The organism is Herbaspirillum sp. SJZ106 (assembly GCF_006715495.1).
In the GTDB taxonomy this organism is placed as follows: Bacteria; Pseudomonadota; Gammaproteobacteria; order Burkholderiales; family Burkholderiaceae_D; genus Herbaspirillum.
This window is the reverse complement of record NZ_VFNI01000002.1, coordinates 41,078-64,342: the sequence shown is the minus strand read 5'-3', so window position 1 is coordinate 64,342 and position 23,265 is coordinate 41,078. Positions and strand designations below refer to the sequence as shown.

The following is a 23,265-nucleotide window of genomic DNA, read 5'->3' as shown; positions in this document are numbered from 1 at the left end:
TCAATCCCATGCCGGGGCCAGGCCTTCGGGGCTGACTTCGCGGCCGTTGCGTTCCAGTGCGGCGATCTGCGCCATGTCGCCGGCGTCCAGCGTCATGTTGCGCGCCAGCAGGTTGCTGGCCAGGTTCTCGCGCTTGGTCGAAGACGGGATCACCGCATAGCCCAGTTGCAGCGCCCAGGCCAGCGTCACCTGCGCCACCGTGGCCTGGTGCTTGTCGGCGATCTTGGCCAGCACCGGATCCTTGAGGACCTTGCCATAGGCCAGGGTCATGTACGAGGTCACGGCAATGCCTTGCTCCTTCAAGAAGGCGGTCAGCTTATGGCTTTGCAGGTAAGGGCTCAGTTCGATCTGGTTGGTGGCGATCTCGCCCTTGCCGACCGCCGCGATGGCCTGCCTGGTCAGTTCGATGTTGAAGTTGGAGACGCCGATCTGGCGGGTCAAACCCAGCGCCTTGGCCTCTGCCAGCGCTTCCATGTATTCGGCCAGTGCCACGCCGTTACCGGGAGCCGGCCAGTGGATCAGCGTCAGGTCCACGTAGTCAGTGCGCAGCTTCTGCAGGCTGTCGCGCAGGCTGGCGACCAGCTTGCCCTTGGCGTAGTTTTCGGTCCAGATCTTGGTGGTGACGAACAATTCGGAACGCTTCACGCCGCTGGCGGCGATCGCCTGGCCGACTTCGGCCTCGTTGCCATAGATCTGCGCGGTATCGACGGCGCGGTAGCCCACGTCCAGTGCATTGCGTACGGAATCGATCGCGGCCTGTCCGGTCAGGCGGAAGGTGCCGACGCCAAAGGAGGGTATGCTCATAAAAACTCCTGAATCAAATTAGGTAAAAGGAACAATTCAAAGGGAATCGGATGTGCGCTCAGGCGCTGGTCGCCACGCCACGGCGGCCCATATTGCCCAGCCAGACCAAACCCAGGCCGCCGGCCGCCAGCGCTGCGCCGACCAGCGGCACGGCGGCATAGCCCCAGCCCTGGCCGATGACGGCGCCGCCCAGGGCAGCCCCCACCGCATTGCCCAGGTTGAAGGCGCCGACATTGACCGACGAAGCCAGGCCGGGAGCTTGGGCGGCAGCCTGCATCACGCGCATCTGCACCGGCGGCACGATGCCGAAAGCGGCGGCGCCCCACACCACCAGTCCGATAGCGGCGCCCACATGGGTAGTCATCGCCAGCGGCAGCACGATCATGACGATGGCCAGCGCAGCCAGGATCAGCTTGGTGGCGCCGTCCAGCGACCAGTCGGCCAGGCGGCCGCCCAGGCTGTTGCCGAGCGTGAAGCCGATGCCGATCAACACCAGTGCGAAGGCCACGAAGCCCGGGCTGGCATGGGTGATGTCGGCCAGCATCGGCGCGACATAGGTATAGAGCGCGAACATCGCACCGGAACCCAGCACCGTGGTGCCCATCGCCAGCAGGACTTCAGGACGGGTCAGCACCTTGAGCTCGCGCTTCACATCCGGACGCGCGCCCGGCTCGCCCTTGGGCAATGCCAGCCACAGCGCGGCAATGGTGATCAGGCCGAGCGCAGCGGTGCCGCCGAAAGCCAGGCGCCAGCCAAGTTGCTGCCCGATCCAGGTGGCCGCCGGCACGCCGCCGATATTGGCGATGGTCAGGCCCATGAACATGGCCGCGATCGCACTGGCCTGCTTTTCCTTGGGCACGACGCTGGCCGCCACCACCGCCCCGATGCCGAAGAAGGCGCCGTGGTTGAGGCTGGTGATCAAACGCGACAGCAGCAGCGTCGCGTAGCTGGGCGCGAACGCCGACAGCAGGTTGCCGACGGTAAAGATCAGCATCAACGACATCAGTGCCGCGCGCTTGCCGAAGCGGCTGAACAGCAGCGTCATCACCGGCGCGCCAACCATGACGCCAACCGCATAGGCCGAAACCAGCATGCCCGCCGTGGGGATGCTGACCTGCACGCCGTCGGCGATCACCGGCAACAGGCCCATCGGGGTGAATTCGGTGGTGCCGATGGCGAATGCGCCGATGGCCAGGGCGAGTAAGGCTGAGGAAGACTTCATTACAACTTCTCCTTGAGGGAAATCTTGAGTGGAAATCGTGGGTTTTCGATGGATTGCATTGTCCTTGGTTTATATTTGCAGATTAAGCCTCGTATAAGCCAAATACTTTTGATTTCAATTCAACAATGAAAACCACGCTCGACGAATTGCAGGCCTTTACGGCCGTCGTGGATACCGGCTCGATCACGGCCGCCTCGGAGCTGCTGGGATTGACGATCTCGGCCACCAGCCGCACGCTGGGCCGGCTTGAGGAAAAATTGCAGACCACCCTGCTACGCCGCACCACCCGCAGGCTGGAATTGACCGAGGAAGGCACGGCCTTTTTGCAGCACGCCCGCGCCATCCTCGCCTCGGTCGACGAGGCCGAGGAACAGATGGCGGCGCGCCGCATGCGCCCGGCCGGGCGGCTGCGGGTCGATGCCGCCACGCCCTTCATGCTGCATGTGCTGGTGCCGCTGCTGGAAGGCTTTCGCGCGCGCTACCCCGAGGTGGAACTGGAGCTCAATTCCAACGAGGGCATCGTCGACCTGATCGAAAAGCGCACCGACGTGGCGCTGCGCATCGGCCCCCTGAAGGATTCCACCCTGCACGCCCGCCCCATCGGCACCAGCCGCCTGCGGATATTCGGCAGCCCCGCCTATCTCAAGCGCCACGGCACGCCCACCGAACCAGGTGAACTCAAGGAACACGCGCTGCTGGGCTTCAACCAGCCGGAAACGCTGAACGACTGGCCGCTGCGCGACGCCGACGGCAACATCTTCCACATCAGGCCGACGATCGCCTCGTCCAGCGGCGAAACGCTGCGGCATATGGCACTGGCGGGCCTGGGCATCGTCTGCCTGTCGGATTTCATGACACGCGAAGACCGCAGCAGCGGCCGGCTGGTGCAGGTATTGGCCGGGCACACGCTGGATACGCCCCAATCGATCAACGCGGTCTACTACCGCAACACTGCCCTGGCCGCCCGGATCACCTGCTTCGTCGACCATGTGGTCGAGGCGCTGGGCCAGCGGCCGTTCGGCATGTGACCAGCGGAAAAGCGGCCGATAGCAAAAAACCCTCGCGACTTGCATCGCGAGGGTTTTCTTTTTGGGCAGCGCAACAGTGAATGACGATTACGCGCTGGTGGCCTTCTTCGGCGTCGCCTTCTTCAGGGGAGGCTTCTTGATCGCTGCCGCCTTCTTCACCGGCTTGGCCGTTGCCTCAGCGGCATCGCCATCGGCTTGCGCAGCGGCGGCCTTGCCCTTGGCAGGCGCCTTGGCCTTGCGCTCCTCGAACTCGAAGCTGATCTTGCCATCCTTGCCGCGCACCAGGAAGGCCTTGAACGGACGGCGCGTGCGCTGCGAGATGAAGCCCGGCAGCAGATCGGTCTTGCCTTCATTCAGGAGCTTGGCCATCTGCTCGGGCAGGATCTCTTGCTGCAGGATGATGCGGCTGCTGCGGAAGTCGCAGGCCTTGGGCTTGGCCACGGTCTTTTCGCAGACGTAGGCCAGGCCCATTTCATAGACGCCGGAGGCGCACTTGGGGCATGGGCCCAGCGGCGTCTGCTCGCTGAAATCGACCGGCTCGCCGCCCTCGCCTTCGCCGTCATTCTGGCCGAAGTCGAACTCCAGCTTGTAGTTCTTGATTTCCTCGTCGCGCGAAATCTTCAGGATGGCGGCGAACGGCCGGCCCATCTTGGAGCGGAAGCCCTGCAGCGGACCGATGGTGCGGTTCTTGAGCAACTCTTCCACTTCGGCGATTTCGAACTGGCGCCCGCCGGGCACCTTGGTCATCGAGAACTCGCACTTGGTGCAGGCGAAGCGGCGGTAGTTTTCCTTGACCACGCCGCCGCAGTTCGGACAGGGCGTCTGCAGCGTCGCGTAGTCGCCCGGAATGGTGTCGTTGTCGTATTCCTTGGCGCGCTTGACGATGATCTGGGTCATCTGCGCGATCTCGCGCATGAACTCCTCGCGGCTGATCTTGCCGCGCTCCATCTGCGCCAGCTTGTGTTCCCACTCGCCGGTCAGCTCGGGTTCGGTCAGTTCGTCCACACCCAGGCCGTGCAACAGCGTCATCAGCTGGAACGCCTTGGCGGTGGGCATCATTTCGCGGCCTTCGCGCAGCAGGTACTTCTCGTTCAACAAGCCTTCGATGATGGCCGCGCGCGTGGCCGGCGTGCCCAGGCCCTTGCCCGCCATGGCTTCGCGCAGCTCGTCGGAATCGACCAGCTTGCCGGCGCCTTCCATGGCCGACAACAGCGTGGCTTCGGTGTAGCGCGCGGGCGGCTTGGTGGCCAGGCCGGTGGCGACCACCTTGTCGGTCTTGACCTTCTCGCCCGGCGCCACGGCGACCAGGTTGCCGCCGCCTTCCTTGCCGTCCTTGTCGTCTTCCTCGACCTGCTTGCCGTAGATGGCCAGCCAGCCGGGGTTGATCATGACCTTGCCTTCGCTCTTGAACTGGTGGCCCGACACTTCGGTGAAGCGCGTGGTCACCTGGAACTCGGCGGCCGGGAAGAACACCGCCATGAAGCGGCGCGTCACCAGGTCGTACAGTTTCTGTTCCGGTTCCGACAGGTTCTTGGGCACCTGGGTGGTCGGGATGATGGCGAAGTGGTCGCTGATCTTGGTGTTGTCGAAGATGCGCTTGTTGGGCTTGACCCAGCCTTGCTTCAAGATCTGCTTAGAGAACTGGTGGTAATTGTTGTTCTCGGAAAGCGCCTCCATCGTGTCCTTGACGGTGGCGAGGTAGTCTTCCGGCAGGTGGCGCGAGTCGGTACGCGGATAGGTCAGCACCTTGTGCTTTTCATACAGCGCCTGCGCCAGGCCCAGCGTGTTCTTGGCCGAGAAGCCGAAGCGCGAGTTGGCTTCGCGCTGCAGGCTGGTCAGGTCGAACAGGCCGGGCGCCATTTGCGTGGTCGGCTTGGATTCCTCGGTGACCGTGCCGACCTTGTCGCGGCAGGCGGCCACGATGGAGTCCGCCGCCGCCTTGGCCCACAGGCGTTCCGGACGCTTCTCGGGATCGGCTTCATCCTTCTTGTGCGCCTTGTCCAGCCAGCGGCCCTTGTAGATGCCGGCGGCGCAGACGAATTCGGCGTGGACTTCCCAGTAGTCGCGCGAGACGAATTTCTTGATCTTCTCTTCACGCTCGACCACGATCGACAGCGTCGGCGTCTGCACGCGACCCACGGTGGTCAGGTAGAAGCCGCCTTCCTTGGAGTTGAAGGCGGTCATGGCGCGCGTGCCGTTGATGCCGATCAGCCAGTCGGCCTCGCTGCGGCAGCGGGCGGCGTTGGCCAGCGGCATCATTTCGTCATCGTCGCGCAGCTGCTTGAAGCCGTCGCGGATCGCGCCCGGCGTCATCGACTGCAGCCACAGGCGCTTCACCGGCTGCTTGGCCTTGGTGTATTGCGCAATCAGGCGGAAGATCAGCTCACCCTCGCGGCCCGCGTCGCAGGCGTTGATCAGGGTGGTCACGTCCTTGCGCTTGATCAGCTTGGAGAGCACCTTCAGGCGCGACTCGGTCTTGGCGATCGGATTGAGCGCGAAGTGCGGCGGGATCATCGGCAGGTGGGCGAAGCTCCATTTGCCGCGCTTGACGTCGTACTCCTCGGGCACCGCGATTTCAAGCAGGTGGCCGACGGCCGACGACAGGACATATTCATCGGATTCGAAATACTCATCGTGCTTGGTAAAGCCGCCGAGCGTCTTCGCGATGTCGTTCGCGACAGAGGGCTTCTCGGCAATGATGAGGGTCTTGCTCATAGGTATGGGTCTCGAAAGAGAGGTCGGTTGCTGGCGTTGTCAGAAATACCAGCGCCAATCTGGGGCCGGATGTTCCTTAAACAACGCCATGTCGCCCAAAGCATGGGAAATCTTGTTGGTGCGGGCGGCACAGCATGCGTGCCGCTCCTTTGATTGCTTTTGGACAACGGATATTTATATAGTAGCCAATATTGGCCCGGCGCGGGGGAATGATAAGCGTGATGCAAATAAAACGGCAAGCCTGATGGCTTGCCGGGATAAGTTGGATGAAGGCGGATTTGCAAGGTTTCGGACAAGTGCGCCTTGCGCACGGCTGGCAATATTGCCTCGCCGTCAACGCAATGCATCAATGCAACAGGCGCGGTTCGCTGTCTTCCTCGTCGAGGAAAAGCTCCTCGAACATCAGGCCGTCCGGTTCCTTGCCCTGGCTCCAGAGCACCATGAGCACGATGACCTTGAGCTTTTCCAGCGTGATCGGCACCTCGCCGGCGGCCAGCGCGCGTTCGATGACGATCTCGCGCTGCATGCCGTCGAGCATCTTGGCCGACTCCAGGAACTGGATGAAACCCACGGCATCGGTGCCGAGGACGTCGGTTTCCTGGCGTGCGTAGATGCGCGTGCCGAAGGAAAAGGAGGTTTGCCGGGGATAGGAATCGGCGAACTCGTGGTTGGCGACTTCAAGGTCGGTCAGCCAGCCGAGCGCCTGGGAAATTTCATCTTCTTCAAAACCTATCGCGGACAACTTCTTCACCAGCGCCTCCGGTTCGGGGCAGGCATCGGGGCGATAGTAGGTTTCGTACAAGTAAACGAGGACATCGAACATAGGTCTACTCTATCGCGAAGGGTGTGAATACACAAGTCGGCGCCCCCAGTATGGCAGGATTTTTCCGAGCCTGCTGCATAAACTTTTAGGAACCCGCCCCTACGCCAGACGACGATAGCGCGCCCCCGGCAACACTTCGATGCGCCCCGCCAGCTCAAGCGCCAGCAAGATTGCCGAGAGTTGCGCCGCGTCCAGCTTGCAGCGCGCGCCGAGGGTATCCGTGCCGACCGGATCGTGGCCCATTGCCTGCATGACAAGAGCTGTTGCCGCATCGTCATTACCGGCGCCGCCCACGCCCTCCGCTCCGGCAGGTTGCGACCGTTGCCAATCGGGCGACGCAAGCGAGGCATTTCCCTTTGCCGCGAACAAGGGCGGCATTTCCTCCAGGATATCCTGTGTGGTCTCGATCAGCTTGGCGCCCTGGCGGATAAGCTGATGGCAGCCCTTGGCCAGCGGCGAATGGATCGAGCCCGGGATCGCAAACACGTCGCGCCCCTGCTCGGCCGCCATGCGCGCGGTGATCAGCGAGCCCGACTGGGCCGCCGCCTCCACCACCAGCACCGCCCGCGCCAGCCCCGAAATCAGGCGGTTGCGGCGCGGAAAGTTGGCCGCCAGCGGCGGCATGCCCAGCGGATACTCGCTGACGATGCAGCCTTCTTGCGCAATGCGTTGCGCCAATGCACGGTTGCGTGGCGGATAGTCGATGTCGATGCCGGTGCCGATCACGGCCACCGTCGAACCCGGTCCGCGCAAACCGCCGACATGCGCGGCGGCGTCGATGCCCAGCGCCAGGCCGGAGACGATGGCAAGGCCCGCATGGCTCAATTGTTCCGAGAAGCGCTCGGCATGCGCCAGCCCCTGCGCGGTGGCGTTGCGGCTGCCGACCACCGCCAGCGCGTTGGCCTCCAGCAGCGCGATGTTGCCCCTCACGTAAAGCAGTAGCGGCGGGTCGGGAATATTGAGCAAGGCTCGCGGATAGTGCGCATCGGCCAGCGTGACGATCGCGTTGCCCGGCGCCTCGGCCCAGGCGAGCGTGGCATCGATGTGGGTGCGCATGGCTGCGCCGGGCGGCTTGCACAAGGCGTTGGCTACGCGCGGCGTGACCAGAGCCTCCAATGCCGCCCGCCCGGCGCGCAGCACCAGTCCCGGCAAGCCGAAGGCGCCCAGCAGGCGCCGCCCGGTTTCGCTGCCGACGCCATCGGTCAGCGTCAATCGCAACCATGCCTCCAGGGAGGCCGGATTCTCCATCGCGGGAAGATCCGGGGAAAGCGGGAAATCATCCATATCGTTCACACAGGCGTTGAATCGGACATCAATCGGGGCAAGCCGCGACGCAAACTTCGTCGCCCCCGGCCAGCAAAGCGGCGCCGTGCTCCAGCCGCGCCACCGACGCCCGGCCGCCGGCGTGCAGCACGCGGCCGACGACATCTCCCGTGCGGTCGCATTCCACCGCGCGCAGGCACATGCCGGCGCGCACGCCGTCCAGCGCACCACGGTCCAGCCCCGCCACCTGGCCCATGGCGGCCAGGCGCATGCGTTCCGCGCCGGACTGCAACGCCACGCGCGCAGCCACCGCGCGCACGGTTTCTTGCCTTGCTGCGGCCGGCCATGCCCGCGCATCCAGCACGATGTCGCCCGCGGCGATCTCCCGGTTGCCGTGGGCAATCACCGCCTTGGTCGCCTTGCCATCCGCATCGCGGCGGACGATGCGGGCGCTGCCGATCCGGTAAGCCATGCGCCCCAGCGCCGTACGGCCGTCGGCAGAACCGAGCACCGGGCCAAGGCGGTAGATCGAAACGCCCTCTTCCAGCGGCGCGCCGGATGCGCCAACCGGGGCAATGCGCACCACCTGGCCGGACACGAACATCTGCGCGGCATCCCGCACGACATCACGCGCCGCCACAAGCCCGGTCACCTCGGCAAACGGGCCGGCATCCCCATCCAGCACCATCGCCTGCGGCCACGCACCGTCATCGGCCGCCTGTTGGGCTTGCGGCAACGGCGCCAGCACGCGCGGTCGCGGCGACAAGATGTATTCCGGCAGCGGCGGAGAAACAACGAACGGCGGCGGCTCCTGCGCCGAAACCGCCCCTGCGGGCACCCAGCAAGCGAAAAGCAGCGGGCCTGTGCTAAACTTTTTCATCGTTTCGGGAAGATCAAAACAAAGCTGGCCAGTGTCGGCAAGGCATACGGCGACAGCAGCCGGAACCGGCATGCCGCCCGGATTTGCCGGGCACCAATCCCGCCGACGGGAGCTGTCATTCTGCCGTCGCCGCACTTGATGCCGCGTAATCCGACCTTATTTAAAAGATATTCCCGATAAAAATTTTCCCGTTGCTCACAAAATGGCGAGCGACGATGTACCAGACCTTTTCCGACTTCCAAGTCGATTGCCGAGATTCACGCGTATGGCCCTGCTCAATATCCTCCGTTACCCCGATCCGCGCCTGCATAAGGTGGCCAAGCCCGTCACCGTGTTCGACGAGCGTATCAAGAAGCTGGTCGCCGACATGGCCGAGACCATGTACGCCGCGCCCGGCGTCGGCCTGGCCGCGACTCAGGTCGACGTGCACGAACAGGTGATCGTCATTGACGTTTCCGACAACGGCGGCGAGCTGCGCGTATTCATCAATCCGGAAGTGCTGTGGGCCAGCGAGGAAAAGCGAGTCTACGATGAAGGCTGCCTGTCGGTGCCCGGCATCTACGACGGCGTCGAGCGTCCGGCGCGCGTGAAGGTGCGCGCCTTCGACGCCGACGGCACCCCGTTCGAGGTGGAAGCCGACGAGCTGCTGGCCGTATGCATCCAGCACGAGATGGACCACCTGAAGGGCAAGGTCTTCGTCGAATACCTGTCGCCGCTCAAGCGCAACCGCATCAAGACCAAGCTGCAGAAGGAAGAGCGCGAGATGAAGAAGAGCGCGGCCACCGCCTGAACCTGCCGCACGCTCAGCCAGACAAAACGCCGGACCGATCGTCCGGCGTTTTTTATTTCACGACATGCGATTGCGGGCATTTACGCGATACTTGAGAAAAGCATGCCCGCCGGCGATCAACCCCGGGTCATGATGTCTACCGTCTTCTTCGAAGTAGCGGACGGCTGCTGGGGGGCGAACGGCGCCATCTGGAAGCTTCCCGAGTTCGCCAGAGCCGCAGGGTATGGACATCTGCAGCACCTCGTGCCGGCAGCGCTTCCTGAGTGACACATGCGAGCCTTCGCCTGCTTTCGGCGGCCAAGGCCGTCATAGATTCTCGATAGCCTCATCCCGACCAGGCGGCGGCGAAACCATACAATGCCCATGCCGGCTATTGCTTGCCATCATGGGAAGGTCAAGTCCAACCCCTGCATCCTGGTAACGGCGAAAGTGGCGAGTCCCAGCCCCAGGAGCGATAGCACGAAGACTACGGCCACCTTGCCGCTGGCGCGCAGCACCGCGCGCTGCACTGTCTTCCTCCCCTTTTTCCCTTGATCGTAATGCCACTTGATGGCAAAGAACATGCCCGTGCCGAGCACGAGCACCTTGAATGTAACGAAGACTATAGGAACCCAATCCATCATTTTGCGTATTTCCAGGCTATTGCTTGACATCGACTGTCGTGAGGAACACCACCTCCCCGATGAGAGAGGCAAAAACGCCAGCGGCTGCCATGCAAGGATGGTGTTGCCGCACGTTCCGGGACATACTACTTAAAAGCAATTTCCATACATTGAGACAAAATGTCCCAGCCCAAAACCGTACAAGATGACAATGTGCCCATCTGGTTGCCAAGATTGGCCATGCACGGCGGGCCACGTTTTTTGCAGATTGCGGATGCGTTGCAGGCCGCAATGGCAGACGGATCGCTGAAACCGGGTGACCGTCTGCCTCCGCAGCGCCAGTTGGCGGCACAACTGGATGTCGACCTGACGACGATCACGCGCGCATACGACGAAGCCAGACGCCGCAACCTGTTGGAAGGCCGCGGCGCTCGAGGCACTTATGTCGCCGCGCCGAAAGTCGAGTTGACCCCGATCCTCGACCTGAGCATGAATACCCCGCCGCCGCCGGATGGCGTGGACTTCGACGATATGCTGAAACAAGGTTTGTCCCAAGTATTGATGAGGGCGGATAATGAATTGCTGATGACTTACCACTTGGCCGGGGGAAGCGACTCCGACCGCAAGGCTGGAGCCACATGGCTCGAACCGATGTTTGGGCATCTGGATGCCCGGCAGGTTGTTGTCTGCCCGGGTGCGCAAGCGGCAATCGCCGCATTGATCCTTGCGCTCACGGAGCCGGGCGATGCCATCCTGGCAGAGCCAATGAGCTATCCCGGCTTGCGTGCCGCAGCGACCCAATTCGGCCGGCACATCATTGCCGTGGAAACCGACCAGCACGGAATGCTGCCCGAGATGCTTGAGCAAGCCTGCCGCCAGCACAAACCCGGGCTGCTCTACCTCAATCCAACACTACAGAACCCGACCGCCATCACCATGCCGGAACACCGGCGCAAGGAGCTCGCCAGCATCGCGAAGCGCTGCAATGTCCGCATCGTCGAGGACGATCCCTATTGGCTCCTTGCCGATGCGCCGCCACCGCCTGTCGCCACGTTTGCCCCGGAACAGGTGTACTACATCTCAACCCTGTCGAAATGCCTGACGCCCGGCTTGCGGGTCGCCTTCGTGCTCGTACGCGACCCGCACGAACGCGAACGCTTCCTGGCCGCGCTAAGATCGTTTGCGCTGATGGTCGCGCCGCTGACGGCCGCACTGGCCACGCAGTGGATCCTCGACGGTTCGGCCGACGGATTGATGCAAGGCATACGCAACGAAGCGCGCCTGCGCCACCGGATGGCCCGGGATATCCTGGCGGGACGGTACAGCGGCGCCGGAGACGGCCTGCATGTATGGCTCGAGTTGCCGGCGTATTGGAGCTCATCACAGCTTGCGCGCGCAGCCGACGGCGAGGGCATCGCAATCACGCCGGCGGAAGCATTCGCAACTGGCAGCGGCTCCGTCAATGCAATCCGGATCTCCTTGGGTAGCATCAAGGACCGCGGGCGCTTGCAGGCGAGTCTTCAACAGCTGTCCCACCTGCTTGCGCGGCGGCCCGAGACGTTCAGCGCTGCGGTGGTTTAACTGGGCTCCTGGCGAAGTTTTGGCGAAGACGTTCCGATGAACGTACTGATCGTGATGCGAAACAATATCGGATGCGATAATTAATGCCCTCAGGTCACCCGCTATGCAAACGTTGGTGAGTCAACGCAATGCTCTTGCACAGAAAAACTGAAGCTCATGAACTTCTTTGGGATTGTGTTCATAAGGTGCAACCTTTTAATGGGGCAGCAGCTTACTAAACCAGAAATATGAAATTCCCAATAATCACTTTGATTTTGGCTGTGACATTGTCTTCTGCAAATGCAGCGTCACTGTCCTTACCTACACAGCAAAAGGAAATACTGTGTGCAGTGGCAATTGCCGGTGAATTGGAATACAGAACAGAAGACTTAAGGGCATTCGCCGCCGTGGCTCGTGGATGTATGGAGTTATCAAACGCAGAAAAATACGGCATTCAAAATCCGGACTCCACGCGGTGTTTGGCCACGCTTCAGCGCGCACGAGAATCAATGAATGGAAAATCTATCGCAGTCGAGGAACATGCTATTACAGCCATGTGTTTAAACGTGTTGGAAGCCAAGTCGCTCGATGAAACCATTTTACGCAGTGGCAAAGATGCATACATCCAGGACGTCAGCCAAAATGCGATTTTTAGATCAATTTTTTGTAAGCAGCACCGCATGTCCGGATATCAATGCGTGCTCTTTTATAGAGAATTGGCCGGTGATACCTCTGCAACACAATAAGCCATCCAAGAAGATGGACTGTTTCCGGCTAGAAACTGCCATAAATTCGCAATAACCACTTCCCAACTAGACGGCAACAAAACGATAAACCCCGTCCTCGCCCAATTCCCGCCGCAACGCACCGTCGTACCAAAGCTTGTGCAAGTGCGCCACCGCCTCGCCCAGGGCGAACGAAAGCTGGTGCGTATCCAGCGCGCGCTTGAACAGCACCGGCAGGATATCCACCCCGGTCTGCGGCGTGGCGCACGCTTCCAATACCTCGGCCAGGCGCAGGCGATGGTGCTCGTCGAGCTGGGCGATGCGGGTGTGCAGGCCGCGGAACGGCTTGCCGTGCGACGGCAGCACCAGCGCGTCGGCTGGCAGGTGCGCATACTTCTTCAATGAATCCAGGAATTGCTGCACCGGGTTGGATTCCGGTTCGATCGCAAATACCGAGACATTGGTCGAGATGCGCGGCAGCACCATGTCGCCTGAAATCAGCACGTTCAATTCGCCGCAGTACAGCGATACATGTTCCGGCGAATGGCCGAAGCCGGTGATAATTTCCCAGTCGCGCCCGCCGATGCGCACGGCGTGCCCATCCTGCAGCCGCGCATAGGCATGCGGCATCGCCGGCACCAATTCCTGGTAGTAATTGTTGCGGCCCTGCAGCGTGGCGATCGTCTGCGGATCGGCCAGGCCGTGGCGCTGGAAATGCGGCGTCGCCGCCGTCCCCTCGGCGCCCGGCAAGGCCGCCGACATGACGCGCGCGAACGCATAATCGCCGGCGCTCATCAGCAGCGGCGCCTGCCAGCGCCGGCACAGCCAGTCGGCCAGGCCGACATGGTCCGGATGGCAATGCGTGGCCAGCACGCGCAGGATCGGCAAGCCGTTCAACTCCTCGGCGAAGATGGTTTCCCATGCCTGCCTGGTCGCATCGGTGGCGATGCCGCAATCGACCACGGTCCAGCCGCGCCGCAAACCTTGCGGCGTTTCGACTTCATCTTCCAGCAGCCACAGGTTGATGTGGTTCAGCGCGAAGGGCAAACCCATGCGCAACCAGCGCACGCCTGGCGCCACCTCCATGGTGCGGCCGCTTTCCGGCATGGCGTCGCCGAAGGCGTAGTCGAGCTGGGATTCAAGTTCATTCATGAAATACCTGACAAGATGAAACGAAAGAAAGCGGAACGAAGAACGGGCAAGACATTGCCGTACGGACAATAAAACGCCCAGGCCGTCATGTCTCCTGCATTTTCCACTGGACGACGGAGCACAATATACTTTACGTTAACGTAAAGTGCCAGTTCCGGAAGTTTCGATGCCGCATCCGTTCCGTGCAAAGAGACGCATGGCGGTACCTCCGGACCAGCTTAACCAATATTCCCGTTCGACGCAGAGCGAGCCATCATGCCCACCTACACCATCAGCGAACTGGCGGAAGAGTTCGGAATCACCCCGAGGGCGATCCGTTTCTACGAGGATCACGGCATCCTCAATCCCAAGCGCGAAGGCGCGGGCGGCCGCAACCGCGTCTATCCGGCACGCGAACGCACGCGGCTGAAACTGACGCTGCGCGGCAAGCGCCTCGGCTTCACGCTCTCGGAGATCAAGGATCTGATCGACATGTACGAATCGCCCAAGGATACCGAGCCGCAATTGCAGCGCTTCCTGGGCGTGCTGCAGCAGCACCGCGACAAGCTGGAACGCCAGCGCGAAGACCTGGAATTGACGCTGGCCGAGATCGCCGCGCATGAAGACGAATGCCGCGCGCTGCTGGAAGACGCGGGCAAAAGAAGCGGCGCGCCGAAGCCCCGCCGCAAGGCCGCCTGAAGATACCGCGCACACCGGAAGACAATATAGTTGACGTTAACGTCAACACGCCGGCACAGAACCGGCATCGAAAAAACGACTACCGACAATGAGGAGACAAGCATGCCCGACCTGCCAGGACTGAGCTTCAACCACGGCGAAGACATCGATGCGCTGCGCGCGGCCGTAGCCACCTTTGCCGCCGCCGAAATCGCCCCGCGCGCCGCCGAGGTCGACCGCAGCGACCAATTCCCGATGGACCTGTGGAAGAAACTGGGCGACCTCGGCGTGCTGGGCATCACCGCCAGCGAGGAATACGGCGGCGCCAACATGGGTTACCTGGCGCACATCGTCGCGATGGAAGAAATCTCGCGCGCCTCGGCCTCCATCGGCCTGTCGTACGGCGCCCACTCCAACCTGTGCGTGAACCAGATCAAGCGCAACGGCAACGACGCGCAAAAACAAAAATACCTGCCCAAGCTGATCTCCGGCGACTACATCGGCGCGCTGGCGATGTCCGAACCCAACGCCGGTTCCGATGTGGTCAGCATGAAGCTGCGCGCCGACAAGAAGGGCGAGCGCTACGTGCTCAACGGCAGCAAGATGTGGATCACCAACGGGCCCGACGCCGACGTGCTGGTGGTGTACGCCAAGACCGACCTGGAAGCCGGCGCGCGCGGCATGACCGCCTTCCTGGTGGAAAAGGGCTTCAAGGGATTCTCGGTGGCGCAAAAGCTCGACAAGCTGGGCATGCGCGGCTCGCATACCGGCGAGCTGGTGTTCCAGGATTGCGAGGTGCCGGAAGAAAACGTGCTGGGCGGCGTCGGCCGCGGCGTCAACGTGCTGATGTCGGGCCTGGACTTCGAACGCACGGTGCTCTCCGGCGGCCCGCTGGGCATCATGCAGGCCTGCATGGACGCGGTGGTGCCCTACGTGCACGACCGCAAGCAGTTCGGCCAGGCCATCGGCGAATTCCAGCTGATGCAGGGCAAGCTGGCCGACATGTATTCCACCATGATGGCCTGCAAGGCCTATGTCTATGCCGTGGGCCAGGCCTGCGACCGCGCCGCCTCGCCGGAACAGGTGCGCGCGCTGCGCAAGGACGCCGCCGGCGCCATCCTGTACTCGGCCGAGAAGGCCACCTGGATGGCCGGCGAAGCGATCCAGGCGCTGGGCGGCAACGGCTACATCAACGAATATCCGGTGGGCCGCCTGTGGCGCGACGCCAAGCTCTACGAAATCGGCGCCGGCACCAGCGAGATCCGCCGCATGCTGATCGGCCGCGAACTGTTCGCCGATACCCTCTGACCTTTTTCCCCGTACCCACACCACATCATGAGCAAGCCCATCGACTTCTACTTCGACTTCAGCTCCCCCTACGGCTACTTCGGCGCCGTCGAGATCGGCAAGCTGGCGGCGAAATACGGCCGCCAGGTCAACTGGCATCCCATCCTGCTGGGACCGATCTTCAAGAACATCGGCACCAACTCGCTGGTCACCATCCCGGTCAAGGGCGAATACTCGCGCCACGACATGGGGCGCACCGCCCGCTTCCACAATATCTTCTTCAAGGAACCCGGCAACTTCCCCATCGGCACGCAAGTCGCCGCGCGCGCCGCGCTGTGGGTGCAAGAGCAGCAGCCGGCGAAGGCGGTCGATTTCATCCAGACCGTCTATAGCGCCTACTTCACCGAAGACATCGACATCAGCGTGCCGGCCAACGTGCTGCGCATCGCCGGCGACCTCGGCATCGACCATGCCGCGCTGGAAGCGGCGCTGGGCACCCAGGAGATCAAGGACAAGCTGCGCCTGGCGACCGAGGAAGCAGCAAAGCAAGGCGTGTTCGGCTCGCCCTTCGTGATCGTGGACGGCGAACCGTTCTGGGGCTTCGACCGCTACCCGCAACTGGATGCCTTCCTGGCAAACGGGAAGATCTGATGGCCGCCAAGAAAGACCACGCCAAGGGCAGCGCATGCCCCTGCGGCAAGGGCGCCTTCGCCGCCTGCTGCGGCCGCTTCATCTCGGGCGCGGAAATTCCCGCCACGGCCGAACTGCTGATGCGCTCGCGCTACAGCGCCTATGCGCTGCGCGATGAAGCCTACCTACGCGCGACCTGGCTCCCCGAGACCTTGCCGGAAGAAGATCTGACCGGCGAGACCGACGTCAACTGGATCGGCCTGGACATCAAGAAGCAAACCCATGTCGCCGGCAGCGACGAAGCCACGGTGGAGTTCGTGGCGCGCTTCAAGGTCGGCGGCAAGGCGCACCGCATGCACGAGATCAGCAACTTCGTGCGCCAGCCGGACGCCGATGGCACGCCGCGCTGGTACTACGTCGATGGCAACTTCCCGGGCGACGCATAAGCCCCACCATAAGCCCCGCCATAAGTCCATCACAAGCCCACCACCGGCAGACAGAAAAACTGAAGAGAGAGACACGACATGCCGCAGATCGAAAGCAAGCTCAACCCGCGCAGCGAGGATTTCCAGGCCAACCGCGATGCCATGCAACGCATCGTCGACGACCTGAAGCAAAAGGTCGCGGCGATCGCCGAAGGCGGCGGCCAGGCCGCGCGCGACAAGCACCTGGCGCGCGGCAAGCTGCTGCCGCGCGACCGGGTGCAGATGCTGCTCGACCCCGGCACGCCCTTCCTCGAATTCTCGCAGCTGGCGGCCTATGGCATGTACCGTGAAAAGGACCGCGACGGCAACCTGAAAGACGCCGCGCCCTCGGCCGGCATCATCACCGGCATCGGCCGCGTGGCCGGGCAGGAATGCCTGATCGTGTGCAACGACGCTACGGTCAAGGGCGGCACCTACTACCCGATGACCGCCAAGAAGCATTTGCGCGCGCAAGAGATCGCCGAGTTCAACCACCTGCCCTGCATCTACCTGGTCGACAGCGGCGGCGCCAACCTGCCCAACCAGGACGAGGTCTTTCCCGACCGCGACCACTTCGGCCGCATTTTCTTCAACCAGGCCAATATGTCGGCCAAGGGCATCCCGCAGGTTGCCGTCGTGATGGGATCGTGCACCGCCGGCGGCGCCTACGTGCCGGCCATGAGCGACGAATCCATCATCGTCAAGGAACAGGCCACCATCTTCCTGGCCGGCCCGCCGCTGGTGAAGGCCGCCACCGGCGAAGTGGTCACGGCCGAGGAACTGGGCGGCGGCGACGTGCATACGCGCCTGTCCGGCGTGGCCGACCACCTGGCGCAAGACGACCTGCATGCGCTGTCGATCGCGCGCGGCATCGTCGGCAACTTCAACCGCAAGAAACCGCAGCAACTGGCGCTGCGCGAGAGCGTCGCGCCGAAGTATCCGGCGCATGAACTGTACGGCGTGATCCCCACCGACACCCGCAAGCCCTTCGACGTGCGCGAAGTGATCGCGCGCATCGTCGACGGCAGCCAGTTCGACGAGTTCAAGGCCCGCTACGGCACCACGCTGGTGTGCGGCTTCGCCCACTTGCATGGCATGCCGGTGGGCATCGTCGCCAACAACGGCATCCTGTTTTCGGAATCGGCCGAGAAGGGCACGCACTTCATCGAGCTGTGCTGCCAGCGCAAGATCCCGCTGATCTTCCTGCAGAACATCACCGGCTTCATGGTCGGCAAGAAAGTCGAGAACGAAGGCATCGCCCGCCACGGCGCCAAGATGGTGACGGCAGTGTCGACCGCCGCCGTGCCCAAGCTGACGGTGATCATCGGCGGCAGCTTCGGCGCCGGCAATTACGGCATGTGCGGACGCGCGTTCTCGCCGCGCTTTTTGTGGATGTGGCCCAATGCGCGCATCTCGGTGATGGGCGGCGAGCAGGCCGCCAGCGTGCTGGCCACCGTCAAGCGCGACGGCATCGAAGCGCGCGGCGGCAGCTGGAGCGCGCAAGAAGAAGCCGCCTTCAAGGAACCGATCCGCGCGCAATATGAAACGCAGGGCCATCCCTACTATGCCTCGGCGCGCTTGTGGGACGACGGCGTGATCGATCCGGCCGACACCCGCACGGTGCTGGCGCTGGGCCTGTCGGCGGCGCTCAATGCGCCTATCGAAGAAACCAAATTCGGCGTGTTCCGCATCTGAACCGCGCCCACGGAGGAGACCCCATGTTCAACAAGATCCTGATCGCCAACCGCGGCGAAATCGCCTGCCGCGTGGCGGCCACCGCGCGCCGTCTCGGCATCGCCACGGTAGCGGTGTATTCGGATGCCGACGCCCGCGCCAAGCACGTGCAGAGCTGCGACGAAAGCGTGCGCCTGGGCCCAGCGCCGGCCAAGGAAAGCTACCTGTGCGGCAACAAGATCATCGCCGCCGCGCTGGCCGCCGGCGCGCAGGCCATCCATCCCGGCTACGGCTTCCTGTCGGAAAATGCGGAATTCGCCCAGGCCTGCGCCGACGCCGGCCTGGTCTTCATCGGCCCACCGGCTTCGGCGATCCGCGCAATGGGTTCCAAGTCGGCCGCCAAGGCGCTGATGGAAAAGGCCGCGGTGCCGCTGGTGCCGGGCTACCACGGCGAGCGCCAGGAGAGTGATTTTCTGCGCGCCGAAGCCGACCGCATCGGCTACCCGGTGCTGTTGAAGGCCAGCGCCGGCGGCGGCGGCAAGGGCATGCGCGTGGTCGAGCGTTCGGCAGACTTCGAGGCCGCGCTGGCGTCCTGCAAGCGCGAGGCGATTTCCAGCTTCGGCGACGATCGCGTGCTGGTCGAGAAATACCTGACGCGGCCGCGCCATATCGAGATCCAGGTGTTCGCCGACACCCACGGCAACTGCGTCTACCTGTTCGAGCGCGACTGCTCGGTGCAGCGGCGCCATCAGAAGGTGTTGGAAGAAGCGCCGGCGCCCGGCATGACCGCCGAACGCCGCGCCGCCATGGGCGACGCCGCTGTCGCCGCCGCGCGGGCGGTCGGCTATGTGGGCGCGGGCACGGTGGAATTCATCGCCAATCAAGATGGCAGCTTCTACTTCATGGAGATGAATACGCGGCTGCAAGTGGAGCACCCGGTCACCGAAATGATCACCGGCCAGGACCTGGTCGAATGGCAATTGCGCGTGGCGTCCGGTGAAGCGCTGCCACTGGGGCAAGAGCAGTTGCGCATCCACGGCCATGCGATCGAAGCGCGCATCTATGCCGAGAATCCGGAGAAAGGTTTCCTCCCTTCGATCGGCACGCTGGCGCGCATGCGCACGGCAAGCGCCGTCGAATTCCGTTTGCATGAGGCGGGCGCGGCGCAACCGGCCGCCGTGCGCATCGACTCCGGCGTGCGCGAAGGCGACGCCATCTCGCCCTTCTACGATCCGATGATCGCCAAGCTCATCGTCTGGGGCGCCGACCGCGCGGCCGCATTGCGCAACATGTCGCGCGCGCTGGCGCAATACCAGGTGGTTGGCCTGGCGACCAACATCGGTTTCCTGCAGCGCCTGGTTGCCGGCGCCGCGTTCGCGCAGGCCGACCTCGATACCGGCCTGATCGAACGTCATCACGACGCGCTGTTCCCGCCGCCCGCAGTGGCATCCATCGACACGCTGGCGCTGGCCGCCGCTGCGCTGCTGCAAGGCGAAGCGCGCGCCGCCAGCGGCGCGGATCCTTGGTCGTCCACCCATGGCTGGCGGCTCAACGGCAAGCTGCTGCGCACGCTGCAATTGAGCGACCAGTCCGGCCCGTCGACACTGCAACTGGAATATGCGGGCGACGGCAGCGGCTGGAAATTACTGGCCAACGGCCACGTCCATGCCATGCGCATCGAATCCGCCGACGGCGATACCCTGCGCCTGTCGCTCGACGGCCGCATGCTGCAAGCCGAGGTGGTGCGCGAAGGCGAACTGCTGCATGTGTTCGACGGCCGCGCGCAATCCAGCCTGCGCTATGCCGATCCGATGGCGCATGCCGGGCACAGCGAAGCCGAAGGCGGCCGCCTGACCGCGCCCATGCCGGGCAAGATCGTGGCGATCCTGGCGCAGAAAGGCAGCATCGTTGAAAAGGGCGCGCCGCTGCTGATCATGGAGGCGATGAAGATGGAACACACCATCGCCGCGCCCGCCGGCGGCACCGTCGAAGACATGCTGTACGCGGTGGGCGACCAGGTCGCCGAAGGTGCGCAACTGCTCGAATTCAAAACCGCATAGGCGCCGGCAATGAACGCACCGGCCCTGCATGTGCCGCCGTCGATCCATGTGCTGGAGCGCGGCTGGCTGTCGTCCAACAATGTGCTGCTGTTCGGGCGGGACGAGGTGGCGCTGATCGACAGCGGCTATGTCTCGCATGCGGAACAGACGCTGGCGCTGGTGCGCCACGTGCTGCGCCAGCGCGGGCGCGACAAGCTCGACCTGCTGCTCAACACCCACCTGCATTCCGACCATTGCGGCGGCAATGCCGCCTTGCAGGCCGCTTATGGCTGCCGCACCGCCATCCCGGCGGCAGAGGCGCAAAAGGTCGGCGCCTGGGATGAGGATGCGCTGAGCTACCGCGCCACCGGCCAGCGCTGCGCGCGCTTCGGTTTCAACGATACGGTGCGCGCCGGCGATATGCTGCGCCTGGGCGACCTCGACTGGCAGGCGCTGGCGGCGCCTGGCCACGATCCGCATTCGCTGGTTTTCTACTGCGCGCCGGAAGGCATTTTGATCTCGGCCGACGCCTTGTGGCGCAACGGCTTCGGCATCATCTTTCCCGAGCTGGACGGCGAATCGGGTTTTGCCGAAGCGCGCGCCACGCTGGAGCTGATCCGCACGCTGGAGGTGAAGCTGGTCATTCCCGGGCATGGCGCGCCTTTTTCAGAGGTGGACGATGCGCTGGAGAAGGCCTTCTCCCGCCTCGATTACCTGCAAGCCGATCCGCTGCGCAATGCCCAGAACGGCATCAAGGTGCTGGTGAAGTTCCTGTTGCTGGAGCGGCAGCGCATCGCACTGGCCGACCTGCCGGCGATGATGTGCGAAATCCCCTTGCTGCGCATCGCCAATGAACGCTTCATGCACATGGACGACGATGCGCTGGCGCACTGGGTTGCCGCGCAACTGGAACGCGCGGGCGCGGCGCGCAACGACGGCATGTTTTTGCTGGATGCCTGAACCGATGGCTGCCCAAACGGACATGCGCGCCGCTGCTATCATGTCGGATCAGTTTTCATTCCCCGCCATGCCATGACCCAGACCGCCGATACCGCCGCCCTGCCCTCTTCCGCCCAACGCGTTTCCGACCTGCTGGCCCAACTCGGGCATGACAAACCGGTGGTGATGCTGCCGGCGACCGGCCGCACCTCGGCCGAAGCCGCCGCCGGCCTGGGCTGCAGCGTGTCGGAAATCGCCAAGTCGATCATCTTCCGGCGCGTGACCGACGATGCGCCGGTGCTGGTGATCGCCAGCGGCAGCAACCGCGTCGACGAAGCCAAGGTGACCGCGCTGGTAGGCCCCCTGGGCAAGGCCGACGCCAGGTTCGTGCGCGACAGCACCGGCTATGCGATCGGCGGCGTATGCCCGGTCGGCCATGTGGTCAAGCCGGTGATGCTGATCGACCGCGACCTGTTCCTTTATCCCAGCGTGTGGGCGGCGGCCGGCCATCCGCACGCGGTGTTCAACCTGACCGCCGCCCAGCTGGAAAAGATGACCGGCGGCCTGGTCGCCGACGTCAAGCTGGATCCCGTACCCAACGCCGCCTGATGCCACCGCATCGCCGGCCATACAAGAGACAAGAGGAGACACGCAACATGAGCCTGCCGAAAAAAGTAAAAATCGTCGAAGTCGGCCCGCGCGACGGCTTGCAGAACGAGAAGGAAACCATCTCCGCCGAGGTGAAGATCGAGCTGGTGAACCGGCTCACCGCGGCCGGTTTTCCCAATGTCGAGGCGGCCTCGTTCGTCTCGCCCAAGTGGGTGCCGCAGATGGCGACCTCCAGCGAAGTGATGCATGGCATCACGCGCAAACCCGGCGTGGTGTATTCGGCGCTGGTGCCCAACATGAAGGGCTTCGAGGCGGCGCTGGAAGCCGGCGTGGATGAAGTGGTGATCTTCGGCGCGGCGTCCGAGGCGTTTTCGCAAAAGAACATCAACTGCTCGATCGCCGAATCGATCGAGCGCTTCCGCGAAGTCGCCACGGCCGCCAAGCAGCACCGCAAGCGCCTGCGCGCGGCCGTCAGTTGCGCCTTCGGTTGCCCTTACCAGGGCGAGGTGCCGCTGGACGCGGTGGCCGATGTGGTGCGCCGCTTCCGCGAACTGGGCTGCGACGAGATCGACATCGCCGACACCATCGGCGTGGCCACGCCCGACAAGGTGCGGCCGGTGATGGAAACGGCGATCCGCGAATTCCATATCGAGGGCCTGTCCGGCCACTTCCACGACACCTACGGCCAGGCGCTGGCCAACATCTACGCCAGCCTGCAGGCCGGCATCACCATCTACCATTCGTCGGTGGCGGGCCTGGGCGGCTGCCCCTATGCCAAGGGCGCGACCGGCAACGTGGCGTCGGAAGACGTGTTGTACATGATGCAGGGGCTGGGCATCGACACCGGCGTCGACCTCAATGCGGTGGTCGACGCCGGCCAGTTCATTTCGCAGCACCTGGGCCGCAAATCGGTCAGCCGCGCCGGCAATGCCATCGCGGCCAAGCGCGCGGCCTGAACGCTTCGCATGCGCCAAACAAAAACGCCGGGGCAATCCCGGCGTTTTCTTTGGAAGGCCTCGGTTCAGCGAAACATTTTGATGACCGCCGGCAAAACGCCAGCCCGGCCAGCCGGCAAGGCAAGCCGCGATACATCGGCCGGCGCGGCAAGGCGGTCACGGGCGGTCACTGGCGGTATCGGCGCAGGCCGCGCACGTGCCGCTTGTCGGCGGTGACGACGGCCTTTTTCAGGAAGCGGTGGTGCAGCACCGCACACAGAACCAGCCCGCCGCCCAATGCGGCAACGATGGCGATATTGGCGAACTCGAAGGTTTCCATGACTTTCCCCACAACGGATCGTGCGATTGCATGACAACGATGGATCCTGCCATCCGTGCCGGAAACGCTCCGGACACCGGGGGCACGCGCCCCGGCGCGGCCCATCCATACATGCATTACGGCAGGT

Annotated in this window: 23 protein-coding genes; 13 read left to right on the top strand and 10 right to left on the bottom strand. The window is 63.7% G+C overall.

Annotation, left to right across the window (positions count from 1 at the left end):
* Window positions 1–804, bottom strand: a complete 804-nt coding sequence (dkgB, locus tag FB598_RS05500) for a 2,5-didehydrogluconate reductase DkgB (RefSeq protein WP_141914114.1) — start codon at window positions 802–804, stop codon at window positions 1–3.
* 58 nt (window positions 805–862) lie between these two features.
* Window positions 863–2,026, bottom strand: coding sequence for an MFS transporter (locus tag FB598_RS05495; protein WP_141914115.1), 1,164 nt, complete (start codon window positions 2,024–2,026; stop codon window positions 863–865).
* Between the two features lie 125 nt (window positions 2,027–2,151).
* Here FB598_RS05495 and FB598_RS05490 point away from each other — a divergent pair, with 125 nt between their 5' ends.
* Complete coding sequence (locus FB598_RS05490; RefSeq protein WP_141914116.1) at window positions 2,152–3,054, top strand: LysR family transcriptional regulator; 903 nt, start codon at window positions 2,152–2,154, stop codon at window positions 3,052–3,054.
* 87 nt (window positions 3,055–3,141) lie between these two features.
* Here FB598_RS05490 and FB598_RS05485 read toward each other — a convergent pair whose 3' ends face one another.
* From FB598_RS05485 to FB598_RS05465, 5 genes are all read right to left on the bottom strand, one after another.
* On the bottom strand, window positions 3,142–5,769 hold the full coding sequence (locus FB598_RS05485; protein ID WP_141914117.1) for a DNA topoisomerase III: 2,628 nt from the start codon (window positions 5,767–5,769) through the stop codon (window positions 3,142–3,144).
* 346 nt (window positions 5,770–6,115) lie between these two features.
* Entirely contained in the window at window positions 6,116–6,592 is a 477-nt protein-coding gene (locus FB598_RS05480; RefSeq protein WP_050467425.1) for a DUF494 family protein, read from the bottom strand.
* Between the two features lie 99 nt (window positions 6,593–6,691).
* Window positions 6,692–7,840 (bottom strand): DNA-processing protein DprA, encoded by a 1,149-nt coding sequence (dprA, locus tag FB598_RS05475; RefSeq protein ID WP_141914118.1) that lies wholly within the window; start codon window positions 7,838–7,840, stop codon window positions 6,692–6,694.
* 64 nt (window positions 7,841–7,904) lie between these two features.
* Complete coding sequence (locus FB598_RS05470) at window positions 7,905–8,621, bottom strand: hypothetical protein (RefSeq protein ID WP_141914119.1); 717 nt, start codon at window positions 8,619–8,621, stop codon at window positions 7,905–7,907.
* Window positions 8,622–8,731: 110 nt separating this feature from the next.
* Complete coding sequence (locus tag FB598_RS05465) at window positions 8,732–8,977, bottom strand: hypothetical protein (protein ID WP_141914120.1); 246 nt, start codon at window positions 8,975–8,977, stop codon at window positions 8,732–8,734.
* 23 nt (window positions 8,978–9,000) lie between these two features.
* On the opposite strand from FB598_RS05465, the gene def reads away from it, so the two are divergent.
* Window positions 9,001–9,525, top strand: a complete 525-nt coding sequence (gene def / locus FB598_RS05460; RefSeq protein WP_141914121.1) for a peptide deformylase — start codon at window positions 9,001–9,003, stop codon at window positions 9,523–9,525.
* Between the two features lie 383 nt (window positions 9,526–9,908).
* Here def and FB598_RS05455 read toward each other — a convergent pair whose 3' ends face one another.
* A complete protein-coding gene (locus tag FB598_RS05455) occupies window positions 9,909–10,148 on the bottom strand; it encodes a hypothetical protein (protein ID WP_141914238.1) in 240 nt (79 codons plus the stop codon).
* Between the two features lie 159 nt (window positions 10,149–10,307).
* Here FB598_RS05455 and FB598_RS05450 point away from each other — a divergent pair, with 159 nt between their 5' ends.
* Window positions 10,308–11,708, top strand: a complete 1,401-nt coding sequence (locus tag FB598_RS05450; protein ID WP_141914122.1) for a PLP-dependent aminotransferase family protein — start codon at window positions 10,308–10,310, stop codon at window positions 11,706–11,708.
* Between the two features lie 227 nt (window positions 11,709–11,935).
* Window positions 11,936–12,433 (top strand): hypothetical protein, encoded by a 498-nt coding sequence (locus tag FB598_RS05445; protein WP_141914123.1) that lies wholly within the window; start codon window positions 11,936–11,938, stop codon window positions 12,431–12,433.
* A gap of 66 nt (window positions 12,434–12,499) precedes the next feature.
* On the opposite strand, the gene FB598_RS05440 is transcribed toward FB598_RS05445, so the two are convergent.
* Window positions 12,500–13,564: an MBL fold metallo-hydrolase gene (locus FB598_RS05440; protein WP_141914124.1), complete on the bottom strand. Its 1,065-nt coding sequence runs from the start codon at window positions 13,562–13,564 to the stop codon at window positions 12,500–12,502.
* A gap of 255 nt (window positions 13,565–13,819) precedes the next feature.
* Here FB598_RS05440 and FB598_RS05435 point away from each other — a divergent pair, with 255 nt between their 5' ends.
* The 9 genes from FB598_RS05435 (at window position 13,820) to FB598_RS05395 (ending at window position 22,819) form a co-directional block, all read left to right on the top strand.
* On the top strand, window positions 13,820–14,242 hold the full coding sequence (locus FB598_RS05435; RefSeq protein WP_141914125.1) for a MerR family DNA-binding transcriptional regulator: 423 nt from the start codon (window positions 13,820–13,822) through the stop codon (window positions 14,240–14,242).
* Window positions 14,243–14,344: 102 nt separating this feature from the next.
* On the top strand, window positions 14,345–15,529 hold the full coding sequence (locus FB598_RS05430) for an isovaleryl-CoA dehydrogenase (protein WP_141914126.1): 1,185 nt from the start codon (window positions 14,345–14,347) through the stop codon (window positions 15,527–15,529).
* 27 nt (window positions 15,530–15,556) lie between these two features.
* On the top strand, window positions 15,557–16,159 hold the full coding sequence (locus FB598_RS05425) for a 2-hydroxychromene-2-carboxylate isomerase (protein ID WP_141914127.1): 603 nt from the start codon (window positions 15,557–15,559) through the stop codon (window positions 16,157–16,159).
* On the top strand, window positions 16,159–16,584 hold the full coding sequence (locus FB598_RS05420; RefSeq protein WP_141914128.1) for a YchJ family protein: 426 nt from the start codon (window positions 16,159–16,161) through the stop codon (window positions 16,582–16,584). The genes FB598_RS05425 and FB598_RS05420 overlap by 1 nt, the downstream gene beginning before the upstream one ends.
* A 78-nt stretch (window positions 16,585–16,662) precedes the next feature.
* Window positions 16,663–18,297 carry a carboxyl transferase domain-containing protein gene (locus tag FB598_RS05415; protein WP_141914129.1) on the top strand — a complete coding sequence of 545 codons (1,635 nt, stop codon included), beginning with the start codon at window positions 16,663–16,665 and terminating at the stop codon, window positions 18,295–18,297.
* 23 nt (window positions 18,298–18,320) lie between these two features.
* Window positions 18,321–20,336, top strand: coding sequence for an acetyl/propionyl/methylcrotonyl-CoA carboxylase subunit alpha (locus FB598_RS05410; protein ID WP_141914130.1), 2,016 nt, complete (start codon window positions 18,321–18,323; stop codon window positions 20,334–20,336).
* 9 nt (window positions 20,337–20,345) lie between these two features.
* Entirely contained in the window at window positions 20,346–21,275 is a 930-nt protein-coding gene (locus tag FB598_RS05405; RefSeq protein WP_141914131.1) for an MBL fold metallo-hydrolase, read from the top strand.
* Between the two features lie 72 nt (window positions 21,276–21,347).
* Window positions 21,348–21,863, top strand: coding sequence for a YbaK/EbsC family protein (locus FB598_RS05400; RefSeq protein WP_141914132.1), 516 nt, complete (start codon window positions 21,348–21,350; stop codon window positions 21,861–21,863).
* A 47-nt stretch (window positions 21,864–21,910) separates the two neighbouring features.
* Window positions 21,911–22,819 carry a hydroxymethylglutaryl-CoA lyase gene (locus FB598_RS05395; RefSeq protein ID WP_141914133.1) on the top strand — a complete coding sequence of 303 codons (909 nt, stop codon included), beginning with the start codon at window positions 21,911–21,913 and terminating at the stop codon, window positions 22,817–22,819.
* Between the two features lie 166 nt (window positions 22,820–22,985).
* On the opposite strand, the gene FB598_RS20665 is transcribed toward FB598_RS05395, so the two are convergent.
* Window positions 22,986–23,138 (bottom strand): hypothetical protein, encoded by a 153-nt coding sequence (locus FB598_RS20665; RefSeq protein ID WP_183405690.1) that lies wholly within the window; start codon window positions 23,136–23,138, stop codon window positions 22,986–22,988.
* Window positions 23,139–23,265: the final 127 nt, after the last annotated feature.